The organism is Clostridium estertheticum subsp. estertheticum, from assembly GCF_001877035.1.
Lineage (GTDB): Bacteria > Bacillota > Clostridia > Clostridiales > Clostridiaceae > Clostridium_AD > Clostridium_AD estertheticum.
Window position 1 is genome coordinate 2551058 of the sequence record NZ_CP015756.1, and the last position, 11993, is coordinate 2563050.

The 11993-nt window shown below is 30.6% G+C and carries 12 protein-coding genes; all 12 read right to left on the reverse strand.

Translation table 11 applies throughout. From position 1 onward, the window contains the following. Nucleotides 1-7 precede the first annotated feature (7 nt). On the reverse strand, nucleotides 8-1261 hold the full coding sequence (ftsA, locus tag A7L45_RS11715) for a cell division protein FtsA (RefSeq protein ID WP_071612947.1): 1254 nt from the start codon (nucleotides 1259-1261) through the stop codon (nucleotides 8-10). Between the two features lie 373 nt (nucleotides 1262-1634). Further along, nucleotides 1635-2690, reverse strand: a complete 1056-nt coding sequence (locus A7L45_RS11720) for a type IV pilus twitching motility protein PilT (RefSeq protein ID WP_071612948.1) — start codon at nucleotides 2688-2690, stop codon at nucleotides 1635-1637. 140 nt (nucleotides 2691-2830) lie between these two features. Beyond that, nucleotides 2831-3532 carry an RNA polymerase sporulation sigma factor SigK gene (gene sigK / locus A7L45_RS11725; RefSeq protein WP_152752402.1) on the reverse strand — a complete coding sequence of 234 codons (702 nt, stop codon included), beginning with the start codon at nucleotides 3530-3532 and terminating at the stop codon, nucleotides 2831-2833. A gap of 104 nt (nucleotides 3533-3636) precedes the next feature. Next, complete coding sequence (locus A7L45_RS11730; RefSeq protein WP_071612950.1) at nucleotides 3637-5337, reverse strand: penicillin-binding transpeptidase domain-containing protein; 1701 nt, start codon at nucleotides 5335-5337, stop codon at nucleotides 3637-3639. 66 nt (nucleotides 5338-5403) lie between these two features. Beyond that, a complete protein-coding gene (gene udk, locus A7L45_RS11735) occupies nucleotides 5404-6027 on the reverse strand; it encodes a uridine kinase (protein WP_071612951.1) in 624 nt (207 codons plus the stop codon). Next, nucleotides 6027-7250, reverse strand: a complete 1224-nt coding sequence (locus A7L45_RS11740; protein WP_071612952.1) for a peptidase U32 family protein — start codon at nucleotides 7248-7250, stop codon at nucleotides 6027-6029. The genes udk and A7L45_RS11740 overlap by 1 nt, the downstream gene beginning before the upstream one ends. Nucleotides 7251-7265: 15 nt before the next feature. Next, nucleotides 7266-7925 carry an O-methyltransferase gene (locus tag A7L45_RS11745; protein WP_071612953.1) on the reverse strand — a complete coding sequence of 220 codons (660 nt, stop codon included), beginning with the start codon at nucleotides 7923-7925 and terminating at the stop codon, nucleotides 7266-7268. Nucleotides 7926-8093: 168 nt separating this feature from the next. After that, nucleotides 8094-9920, reverse strand: a complete 1827-nt coding sequence (gene typA, locus A7L45_RS11750; RefSeq protein ID WP_071612954.1) for a translational GTPase TypA — start codon at nucleotides 9918-9920, stop codon at nucleotides 8094-8096. A gap of 248 nt (nucleotides 9921-10168) precedes the next feature. Next, on the reverse strand, nucleotides 10169-10621 hold the full coding sequence (locus tag A7L45_RS11755) for a Fur family transcriptional regulator (protein WP_071612955.1): 453 nt from the start codon (nucleotides 10619-10621) through the stop codon (nucleotides 10169-10171). 176 nt (nucleotides 10622-10797) lie between these two features. Next, nucleotides 10798-11055, reverse strand: a complete 258-nt coding sequence (locus A7L45_RS11760) for a DUF1292 domain-containing protein (protein ID WP_071612956.1) — start codon at nucleotides 11053-11055, stop codon at nucleotides 10798-10800. An 86-nt stretch (nucleotides 11056-11141) separates the two neighbouring features. Then, entirely contained in the window at nucleotides 11142-11561 is a 420-nt protein-coding gene (gene ruvX / locus A7L45_RS11765; RefSeq protein ID WP_071612957.1) for a Holliday junction resolvase RuvX, read from the reverse strand. Between the two features lie 73 nt (nucleotides 11562-11634). Then, entirely contained in the window at nucleotides 11635-11892 is a 258-nt protein-coding gene (locus A7L45_RS11770) for an IreB family regulatory phosphoprotein (RefSeq protein WP_071612958.1), read from the reverse strand. Between the last annotated feature and the right edge of the window lie 101 nt (nucleotides 11893-11993).

Here is an 11993-nt window from a genome sequence, read left to right on the forward strand (position 1 = left end):
CTCCTTTTTAGAAAAAATCCGCAAAAAAGCCTTTAACTTTTTCCGCTAATTTATTCTTCCCTTTTGTATTTTGTTTTTTTGACCATTTATTATCGTGTGATTGTTCATCTGACTCTTCAAATGAACTAGTATTAGTTTTAAGATTATTAACAGCCTGAAGCACTATTCCTACTGATGTAACATATATTGGGCTAGCTGCGCCTACATATTCAGGAGATCCTACTCTCACTGATTTTTCAAGTATATCTTTACTTAAATCATTCATACCTCTAAACAAAGATATACCTCCACCAACTATTACTACGCCTGAAACTTCCTTATAAAACCCACTGTTTAATAAATTTCTTTTAATTAAATGTAATAATTCTTCTACCCTAGCACAAATTATATCAATTAACAAATTGTTATCAATCTCCATTAAATTGTTATAAGAATCTTTAACTCTTATCTTCTCATCATCAATTTCTGCACCTTTGATAAGGCTTCCATATTTAAGTTTTAATCTCTCACCTTCGCTAAAAGGAACTTTAAGACAAACTGATATATCATTAGTTATGTTATCTCCACCCAATTGAACAATAGATGTATATTTTAATTTTCCACTCTTATAAATTGATATATCAATAGTCTGAGCTCCAACATCAACAAGTGCTATTCCCATATCTTTCTCTTCTTTTCGAAGTACAGCCTCAGATATTGCTGATGGTTGAAGCACTATACCATTTACTTTAATTCCAGCTCTTTTAACACTTTTCAATAAATTACTAACTGCTGTAGATTGTGCCATGACAACTTGTCCCTCAACTTCGAGCCTTATTCCACTCATCCCTCGAGGATCTTTAATATTGTCATATCCATCAACAATATATTGTTCAGGCTCAACACCCACTATTTCTTTATCGGCTGGAACTGAAATAAGTTTAGCTGCTTCAATTACTCTATCTACATCACTTTGTTTAATTTCCCTGTCTTCAGAAGATATTGCAATCATTCCAGTATTCCTCACTAATTCGCAAATCCCTCCAGGTAGTGATATATATCCTTCACTAATTTGCGTATCTGTCATACGTTCTAATTGAGTAACACATTGCTTAATAGCTTCAGCTGTACTATCTATATCTATTACAACTGATTTATTTAAACCACTACATACAACTGATGTAATGCCTATAATCTGAAGTTTTCCATTACTGTTAATTCTACCAACTGCTCCACATATTTTTGATGACCCTAAATCAATTCCTACAATCTGTTCATTCATTAAGTTTATCCCCCCTTATAAGAGAAACCTCAAGTGTATATATTCAACAAGAAAATAAAATTTCCTTTTATTTTTATTTTTTTTAATAAAAATTTATTTTAAATTTAAATACAGTTAAAATTTTTTACATTTTATTGTATAACTGAATATTTATAACTTTAATTTCAATTTAGTAACCTATTTTAAACTAATAATGACTAATAGATAATTTATTTTCATATACTAAGTATAATATCAATATATAGAAAATGCAATGTTATATTATATGGCAATATTCCCAAGTTAATATTTTCTTATAATTTTATAATTTTAAATTGAAATAGAATAAGCTAAAAGCCATAATTTATCTTTGCTTTTAGCTTATTTAAAATTATTAAAGTGCTAACATTCTTACCATCATTTCATTGTCAACAGAGTAAGTTATTGCATCATCTTTAGATATAACCGATCTTTTATATAAATCTGAAATTGACATATCCATAGTTTTCATACCATATTTCCCGCCAGTTTGAACACAAGACTGTAATTGATGTGTTTTACCCTCACGAATAAGATTTTGAATTGCTGGTGTTGATATCATTACCTCAAGAGCAGCGACCCTTCCTTTTTCAGTTATCTTAGGTATTAATTGCTGTGAAATTATTCCCTGCATCACTGCAGCCAATTGGACCTTAATTTGTTGTTGTTGATACGGAGGAAATACATCCACTATTCTATCTACTGTTTTTGCTGCGCCAATAGTGTGCAGTGTAGAAAAAACCAGATGTCCAGTTTCAGCTGCAGTAATAGCTATAGAAATTGTTTCAAGATCTCTCATTTCACCTACTAATATAACATCAGGATCTTCTCTAAGGATTGCTCTTAATGCATTTTGATAATTTTTACTGTCTTTTCCAATTTCTCTTTGATTGATAATTGATTTATTGTGTTTGTGCAGATACTCAATAGGATCCTCAAGTGTAATAATATTACATGCTCTAGTTGAATTAATTTCGTTAACCATAGCCGCGAGCGTTGTACTCTTACCACTTCCTGTAGGTCCAGTTACTAAGACTAAGCCCCTTTGTTTTGTGGTAAGTGCACGAACAACCTCTGGAAGTTCAAGTTGTTTAAGTGTAGGTATCTTTAATGCAACTACTCTAACAGCAATGGCATCGCTTCCTCTTTGCTTATAAACATTAACTCTAAATCTTCCAAGTCCTCCAATAGAGTAAGAAGTATCAATCTCACCATTATTATAATATTCTTCATATGAATCATCTAATATTTCTCTTGAGTATTTTTCAGTATCTGCTGGAGTTAATTTATCTTCACCAACTTGTATTAGATGTCCATTAACTCTAATAACTGGTACTGAGCCAACTGTTAGATGTAAATCTGATGCATTTTGTTCTATTGTCCATTTTAATAACTCGCTAAGAGATTTCATCTTTTGTCCTCCTGTTTTTTCGTGAAGTTCATAATATTAATCTTGCATAGTTAATTTTCAGCTTAGATTATTCAAGATTTTTGTTTTACTTACAATTGTACATTCTATAATTATACCATAGTTGTTCTAGTTCTCTAGAACTATTTACCAATTTTCTTTGTACTATTTAATTCTTTATTAAGTTTCTTCAATGCTCTTTTCTCAATTCTTGATACATATGATCTGGAAATTCCGAGTATCAATGCAATTTCTCTCTGAGTTCTAGGGTTACCATCAAGTAATCCATAACGCATTTGAATTATTGTCTTCTCTCTATCCATTAAAGCTACGTTTATCTTATTATACAATTTTTTAATTTGTATCTTACTTTCTACTATATCAACTATAGAATCTTCATCACTACTAAGTACATCCATAAGGGATATCTCATTTCCCTCTTTATCTGTGCCAATAGGGTCTTGCAGATACACTTCACCCTTTGTTTTCTTATTATTTCGAATAAGCATAAGTATTTCGTTTTCTATGCACCTTGCAGCATAGGTAGCAAGCCTTGTTCCCTTATTTATATCAAAAGAATCAATGGCTTTAATAAGTCCTACAGTTCCAATAGATATGAGGTCATCTACATCTTTTCCAGGATATGAATATTTTTTTACTATGTGTGCAACTAGTCTTAAATTTCGTTCAACAAGTATTCCTTTAGCTAGTAAATCGCCTTCCCCAAGCTTTATTAAATAAAATTTCTCTTCTTCTTCACTTAATGGTTGAGGGAATGAACTACTACCAGTTATATAAGCTGTCAAAAATGTAACATTTCCAATCATATCTAATAAACAATTCATGAAAAACACAGCTGTTCCTCCTAATAGAGCTTATTAATATAATATGAATTGTTTTATTAAAAGTGCCTGTACTTAGAAATTTATTTAAGTTTTATATAAATTTATTACTGCATATTTTTAAGCGCATAAATTACTTTTTTAAATATTGGAGCAGCTGTACCTCCACCTTCTTCATCTGCAATACCTAATCTATTCATCTTAATATCATTCACATATACAACCATAGAATAATTTTTTTCGTTTAAAGTGAAAAAGCCTACAAACCAGCCATCAGATTTATTTCCTTTCTCATATGTAGTAGTACCTGTTTTCCCACCTATATCCATACCTTTAATGTAAGCCGCATCACCAGTTCCCCTATTCACAACATCAATCATATGAAATTTAACCGTTTCTGCCGTTTCTTTTTTTAATACAGTAGTTGTTTTAGGTTTAATTTTCTCTAAAACCTCTTTCTTGTCATTTACATATGCATCTATTATACTTGGCTTAACATATACTCCATTATTTATAATAGTATTGGGAATGCTAAGTGCTTCTAATGGGGTTATTGTAACATTTTGACCAATGGCTGTTTGGCTGGTTTGGGCATATGTAGGATTTAATATATCCTCCTGAAAGTTACCAATATCCTCTTGCTGAAAATTTAATACTTTACTTAACATGCCTTGTTTTCGGGCATAATTATATATATTTTGAACGCCAACCTTCCAACCTATCTGAGCGAATATGTTATTTGAAGATTTGACTAAAGCCTCTGCTACAGTAAATGTATTTCCTTTAAAGTTCTCTTGGGTGAATAATTTAGGATTTATTGCAAACTGCTCGCTGTTATCTATTTTATTCATATCGATACCAGCTTCATCAACAATAACCTTAAAAATTGATCCTGGCAAAGCACCATTAGTACTCGGATATCCTAGATTTACATTATAGGCATTATCATCTTTTTGTGCCATAGCCCTTATCTTTCCACTATTACTCTCCATTAGTACAACACCAATTTTATTATATTTTTCATTGTGAAGAATATCCTCAACTTTATCTTGAATTTGTTTATCTATTGTAAGTCTTACATTTATGTTGTTTTTAGGCTTAATGGTTGTAGCTGCTCCCATTTCACCATTAATTCCCTTAGCAAATCTAGTTTTTGTGTATTCATTATTCTTAGTTTTATTACATATTTGCATTTCCAAAGAATCAGCGCTCTTAGATACAGTATTACTAACTTCTTTTTTAGATACCGGGTTAACACTTACTTTATTGTAAGTTGTACTTGTCAATATATTTTCTGTTTTCCAATACCCATCCTTTACAACATCAGTAGAACAATAAGTATAAAACCCTTTTACCTTTTTAATATCTTTGAGCTTTTCATATGTAACTTTATCAATCTCATATCTTAACTTTTCTCCATTACCGGTTCCTTTAATTTTTTCTAAATCATATGTTTTATTGTAATTTCTAAGTGTAATTGTTAATGTTTCTAAGTCATATTTACTGGTGTATTCATTAAATCTAGTATAATCCACTGGATCTATAATCGCATAATACTTTTCTTTATAAGTTAAAAGGTCCTCTCCATTACAATCAAATACCTTATATAGAGCACCGTATTTTTCATCAATAGTATACTGAGCATCAGCCATTGTTTTTAATGGCTTTGAGTTAAAATACATGTAACTTGAAACTCGATAAATTAATAAACAAAATAATAGCATAAATAAAACCATCACTAACCAAGTTCTTTTTCTAATTTCATTATTTTGATTCGAGTAACCAAAAATGTTGTTTCTACTAGACATAAAAACACCTCCCCTAGACTAATTCTAGCCTAGAATGAGATGTTTTATACTGCTCATGCATTATTTTTATCGACTTTGTAGTATCTGGCTTATATTTGCAGTAATTATATCAATAGCTACCTTGTTATGTCCACCTTCTGGTATTATAATATCTGCATATCTTTTAGTAGGTTCTATAAATTGCTCATGCATCGGTTTAACTACATTTAGATATTGCTTTATAACAGACTCCATCGTTCTTCCTCTTTCTTTAATATCCCTTGTAAGTCTTCTTATAAACCTTACATCTGCATCAGTATCAACATATATTTTAATATCTAACATATCACGAAGAATTTTATTATCCAATATAAGTATTCCTTCAAATATAATTATATCCTTAGGTTTTACACAAATTGTTTCTTTTGTTCTGTTAAATATTTTAAAATCATATATAGGTTTTTGAATAGCTTTACCTTTTAAAAGAAGATTAAAATGTTCCACTAAAAGCTCTGCATCAAATGCATCAGGATGATCATAGTTTGTTTTAATTCTATCTTCAAGAGAGAGTTTACTTTGATCTTTATAATAAGAATCTTGCTCAATCATAGCAATACATGACTCATCAAAATGTTTATATATTTCTCTAGCAATAGTGCTCTTTCCAGAACCTGTCCCACCAGTTATTCCGATTAATATAGGATGATTCATCACTTTTTTTCCTTAGCCTTAATAAGAATATCATTTTCGCAAAGTTTTTCTTTAACATTTACAGTAAATATCATTTGAGCACTTGGGGCAGATGGTATACTTTCTCCCTTAGAATTTTTCATATCATCTAACGTAATTAAAATGTTGTCGCCTACAGGCCTTAATACTTCAACAGTATCGCAAAGATATGTTTTATTTTTTTGCTCAATTGTTGCAATATTGCTTTTTTCATCATATTTTCTTACTACTCCAACTATATCATAATCTCTAATATATGACGAAGATTCATATATTTGGTTGCTCGGATCCCCAAAATAAAATCCAGTATAGAATTGTCTGTGACTAGGTTTTAATAGATTATCCAACCATTTTTGCTGAAATTTATAATTTGCTCCATCTGCTACATACGCATCCAAAGCTTCCCTATAGGACTTACAAACAGAAGCGACGTAATATGAACTTTTCATTCTTCCTTCTATTTTAAAGGACATTACACCTGATTCCATAAGTTCTGGTATGTGTTCTATCATACATAAGTCCTTTGAATTCATTATATAAGAACCTTTATCATCTTCAATTACAGGAAAATATTCTCCATCTCTTTTTTCTTCCATTAAAAAATATTTATATCTGCATGGCTGAGCACATTGTCCACGATTTGCATCGCGACCAGTCATGTAATTTGACATAAGACATCTTCCTGAATAGGACATACACATAGAGCCATGAACAAATGCTTCAAGTTCACAAGTATCAGGTAATTTTGATCTAATTTCTTTAATTTCTTTTAACGACAATTCTCTTGCAAGAACAATTCTTTTAACTCCTTGTTTATGCCAAAAAATAGCAGACTTATAATTTACATTATTAGCTTGAGTGCTTAAATGTATTTCTAAATTTGGTACTACTTCCCTCGCTGTCATAATAATCCCTGGGTCAGATACAATGATAGCATCCGCACCTATCTCATATACTTCCTTTAAATAATCTTCTAGGCCATCTAAATCATCATTATGAGGAAACACATTCAAAGTAACATAGACCTTTTTACCCCTTAAGTGTGCAAATTCTATTCCTTCTTTTAAATCTTCATTACTAAAATTATCTGCAAAAGCCCTTAAATTTAATTTACTTCCGCCTAAATAAACCGCGTCTGCGCCAAAATTTATAGCTGCTTTCAATTTTTCTAAATTACCTGCTGGTGCAAGTATTTCTGGTTTCATAAGTTTTATTCCCCCCTATATGCTGCCTATATTCTTTCTTACAGTAACTGATATTCCATCTCCCATTGGTATTACAGAAGTTATAAGGTCATCATTACTAGATACTAGTTCTAAGTAGCTTTTCATACGTTTTATTATAGTGATTTTTCTATGTGTTGCAAGTTCCTTTGATGCAACCATTCCTCTAAATAGTACATTATCTGCAATAAGAACTCCATCTTTTTTTAAAAGCCTTAAGCAATTAGGAAGAAAATGATTATAGTGTCCTTTACCTGCATCCATAAAAATCATATCATATTCATCCTGGAGACTTTCTAAAAGCTCTAAACAATCTCCCTTTATAATAGTAATTTTATTTTGCAGTCCACATTTAGCTATATTAGCAGTTGCAATTTCTATCATTCTTTGATCTCTTTCAATAGTTGTAATTTCACTTAAACCTGATGATGCGATATTCATTAAAATAGCAGAATATCCTATAGCAGTTCCAAGTTCTAATATTTTTTTAGGTTTATTCATTTTTACCATTAACTCTAAAAATTTTGCAGTTTCCTTTTGAACTATAGGAACTCTGTTTTTAATAGAAAACTTTTCTAGATCATCTAAAATACCACTATTACTTGGTATAAGTTCTCTTAAATATTGCTCCATATAATCATATGCTACCCCACTCATTTACTTTCCTCCAAAATTAATAACACAAGTTATCTAAATTCCTTGTGCTTCATCTTTATATTAATATTAATATGTATATAAAAAACTTTTATATTAAAAAAGAAAACCATATAAATTAATTATGCGGTTTTCTTTTTTATTAATAAAATTATTTACTTTTTGTTTTATTTATTTCTTTTTGCCACCGGCTCTTTTTCTTTCACCTGAGTCTAATATTCTTTTTCTCATCCTAATATTTAGAGGAGTAATTTCAACTAGCTCATCTATTGCTATAAATTCTAAGCACTGCTCTAGTGACATAGGTTTTACTGGAACAAGTTTTGGTGATTCATCTGCTCCTGAAGATCTAGTGTTTGTTAATTGTTTCTTTCTACAAACATTTATTTCCATGTCTCCACTTCTTGCACATTCTCCAGCAATCATTCCAGCATATACAGGTACTCCTGGTTCTAAGAAAAGAGTACCACGATCCTGAGCATTAAATAATCCGTAAGTTATAGTTTCTCCACCTTCAAATACAATTAGTGAACCTCTACTTCTATCTGGAATCTCGCCCTTAAATCTATCATAACCATCTAGAACGTGATTCATTATACCATTACCCTTAGTATCAGTCATAAGTTCACTTCTAAATCCAATCAGTCCTCTTGATGGTACTTTAAATTCCAATCTAGTGTATCCATTTATAGCAGAAGTCATATTAACCATCTCTGCTTTTCTAGGTCCCATTTTCTCCATAACAACGCCCATAAATTCTTCTGGAACGTCAATTGTAAGGAATTCGATTGGCTCTGTTTTATGCCCATCTTCCTCTTTATATATAACATTAGCTTTTGACACTTGGAATTCATATCCTTCACGTCTCATAGTTTCAATTAGAACTGAAAGATGAAGTTCTCCTCTTCCGCTTACTTCAAAACCATCTGCTTCTTCAGCTTCTACTACTCTTAAACTAACATTTGTTTCAAGTTCTTTCATAAGTCTATCTCTTATGTGTCTTGATGTTACAAAAGTCCCTTCTTGACCTGCAAAAGGAGAATTATTAACCATGAAATTCATAGTTAGTGTAGGCTCATCAATTTCAACAAATGGAAGCGCTTCTGGCTCAAGCACATTAGCTATTGTTTCACCAATGTTAATGTTTGGAATACCAGAAACTGCTACGATATCACCAAGAATTGCCTCTTCAGTTTCTACTCTCTTAAGTCCATCATAAACGAAAAGAGCTGAAACTTTAACGTTGCTTATTGATCCATCTTTAGCTATAAGTGCAACTTGTTCATTTCTTTTAATTGATCCTCTTTGGACTTTTCCTATTCCAATTTTTCCAACATACTCATTATAATCAATAGTAGAAATAAGCATTTGAAGTGGCATATCTAAATATCCTTCTGGTGCCTTTACATTCTTTACTATAGAATCAAATAATGGTTCCATGTTATCACTTACATCATCAACTTCAAGTTTTGCAAATCCTTCTCTAGCAGAAGCATATACAACTGCAAAATCTAATTGTTCATCATCTGCTCCAAGTTCAACAAATAGGTCAAAGACTTCATCAAGAACTTCAGTTGGACGAGCATCTTTTCTATCAATTTTATTTATAACAACAATAGGTCTAAGGTCTAATTCTAATGCTTTCTTTAAAACAAATTTAGTTTGTGGCATTGGACCTTCATATGCATCAACTACAAGAAGTACACTATCAACCATCTTAAGCACACGTTCAACTTCTCCACCAAAATCAGCATGTCCTGGAGTATCAACTATATTTATTTTAATTCCATTATGCATTACTGCAGTATTTTTAGAAAGAATTGTTATTCCTCTTTCTTTTTCTAAGTCATTTGAATCCATTACTCTCTCTTGTACTTTTTCATTCGCTCTAAAAACATTGCTTTGTTTAAGTAAACAATCCACTAATGTTGTCTTGCCGTGATCTACGTGGGCAATAATTGCTATATTTCTAACGTCATTTCTTGTAAATAAATTCATATTAATCCTCCAATTTTTTTCATGTGTTTACACATTTTACACAAACGAAAATTGGATACGCCTTGAAGTATCCAATTTTCGCATTTACTATACTTATTCTAATATTATCTTGCAAAAAAGTCAACTATGTCTGTTACTCAATATTAAAAAATGATAAATTCACTTAAATTATATCATATAATTAGTTTTTTTATTATATAATCCTACATAAATCCAAACATTTACTTTATAATCTATCAATTCAAAAATTATTTGCCTGCACATTTTTCACAAACACCATAAAATTTCAAACTATGGTCTTCAATCTTGAAATTATATTCTTTTTCAACAATTGATTCTAATTCTTCAAGTAAATCCCCTTGTACTTCTAACACTTTACCACACCGATTACATATAAGGTGATGATGCTGATGGCGTTCATCTTGATGATTAAGCTCATATCTACTACATCCATCATCTAAATCAAATTTTCTAATTACGCCCATATCTTCTAAAAGTTGAACGGTTCTATAAATTGTAGCAAGACCTATTTCCGGGCAGTCAATTTTAACCAAGTCATACAGTTCTTCCGCAGTAAGATGGCTACCTTCACTTTTAATTATTCCATTTAAAATAGCTCTTCTCTGTGGAGTTAGTTTATATCCCTCTTGTTTTAAGGTTTCTTTTAAACTCTCAACGCTCTCTGGAGATACCTTTGACATATATATACCCCTTTTCTTATAACCATCATTTGACCTATAAGTATAAATTTCTTTACTATAGGTTCATTTTAATACTTTTTTTAAATAATGTCAATTGATAATCATTTAGTATTAAGAAAACAGGATAATTTGTTTAAAATTTTTCAATTTAATTGAGGTTTTCTTCTATAATAGGATTAAATCTCATCAGAAGAAATCGCATCATACGCTTCTGAAATCATTTCAAACTCTTCATCGTCTTCTATTGTAACTAAAATATCATTGCCATCTTCATCCTTTTCAATTCTTAGTGCAATTGCATCAATGTCTTCCTCTCCAGTTGGTGCAACTATAACATATTCCTTATCTTTAATGTCCAGTTTTGTCAGCACATCAAATTCTATTTCCTTACCTTCTTCATCATATAATAGTACAGTTTCTACATTGTTATCCATTTTTTTATCTCCTTTTACATTATGTAATAAATAATATTGCAGCTCCGCAGGATATGATTTAATCTCCTGTTTTGTTATAGTTCATTTTATAAACGTGTACCTAAACTGTCTAAGTATCCTTGCAAAATGAATGTAGCTGCAATTTTATCAACAATTTTTTTTCTTTTCGACCTTGATAAATCACCTTCAAGCATTACTCTATTAGCAGCGACTGTAGTTAATCTTTCATCCCACATTTTCACTTCTAAGTTCAATGTCTCTCGGAGCTTTTCACAGAACCGTTGAACCTTTTCTCCTTGAGGTCCAATAGTACCATTCATATTTTTAGGAAGTCCTGATACAAAACTTTCTACATTATATTTTTTACATATCTTGTCAATTTCTTCTATGTCTAATACTATGCTTTTTCTTTTAATTGTTGTAATTCCTTGTGCAGTTAACCCAAGTGGATCGCACACAGCTATCCCTATTGTTCTATCTCCAATATCTAATCCTAGTATTCTCATGTAAACCTCCTTTACCGTTAGCCTTATTATATTACAGTATTATTTTAAAAAATAAAATGCCCATATGGGCATTTTATTTTTTTATGTCTAGATAAGATTTTAAAACTTCTTCTAATATTTCATCTCTTTCTAGCTTTCTTACTAACGCCCTTGCTCCATTATAGTTCGTTATATATGTAGGATCACCAGAAATTAAATATCCTACCATTTGATTTACTGGGTTATATCCCTTTTTTATAAGCGAATTATATACGTCAGTTAGAATAGTTTTTGTTAAATCCTTTTTATCTTTTACAAAATCAAATTGGACTGTATTTTGATTACTATCCATTCTATACACCCCTTCCTTATAATACACTAAATACTGCAATTCACCATATTTTAGTACACTTGGAAATCACTTCGTAATATTTTATAATTTTTTTATAAAAA

Bases quoted from the DNA above. Each gene is read 5' to 3' on its own strand.
- A7L45_RS11740 (WP_071612952.1), bottom strand. From the start codon at position 7,250: ATGAAACCAGAAATACTTGCACCAGCAGGTAATTTAGAAAAATTGAAA.
- A7L45_RS11755 (WP_071612955.1), bottom strand. From the start codon at position 10,621: ATGTCAAAGGTATCTCCAGAGAGCGTTGAGAGTTTAAAAGAAACCTTA.
- ruvX (WP_071612957.1), bottom strand. From the start codon at position 11,561: ATGAGAATACTAGGATTAGATATTGGAGATAGAACAATAGGGATAGCT.
- ftsA (WP_071612947.1), bottom strand. From the start codon at position 1,261: ATGAATGAACAGATTGTAGGAATTGATTTAGGGTCATCAAAAATATGT.
- sigK (WP_152752402.1), bottom strand. From the start codon at position 3,532: ATGAATTGTTTATTAGATATGATTGGAAATGTTACATTTTTGACAGCT.
- typA (WP_071612954.1), bottom strand. From the start codon at position 9,920: ATGAATTTATTTACAAGAAATGACGTTAGAAATATAGCAATTATTGCC.
- A7L45_RS11760 (WP_071612956.1), bottom strand. From the start codon at position 11,055: ATGGATAACAATGTAGAAACTGTACTATTATATGATGAAGAAGGTAAG.
- A7L45_RS11745 (WP_071612953.1), bottom strand. From the start codon at position 7,925: ATGAGTGGGGTAGCATATGATTATATGGAGCAATATTTAAGAGAACTT.
- udk (WP_071612951.1), bottom strand. From the start codon at position 6,027: ATGAATCATCCTATATTAATCGGAATAACTGGTGGGACAGGTTCTGGA.
- A7L45_RS11730 (WP_071612950.1), bottom strand. From the start codon at position 5,337: ATGTCTAGTAGAAACAACATTTTTGGTTACTCGAATCAAAATAATGAA.
- A7L45_RS11770 (WP_071612958.1), bottom strand. From the start codon at position 11,892: ATGGATAGTAATCAAAATACAGTCCAATTTGATTTTGTAAAAGATAAA.
- A7L45_RS11720 (WP_071612948.1), bottom strand. From the start codon at position 2,690: ATGAAATCTCTTAGCGAGTTATTAAAATGGACAATAGAACAAAATGCA.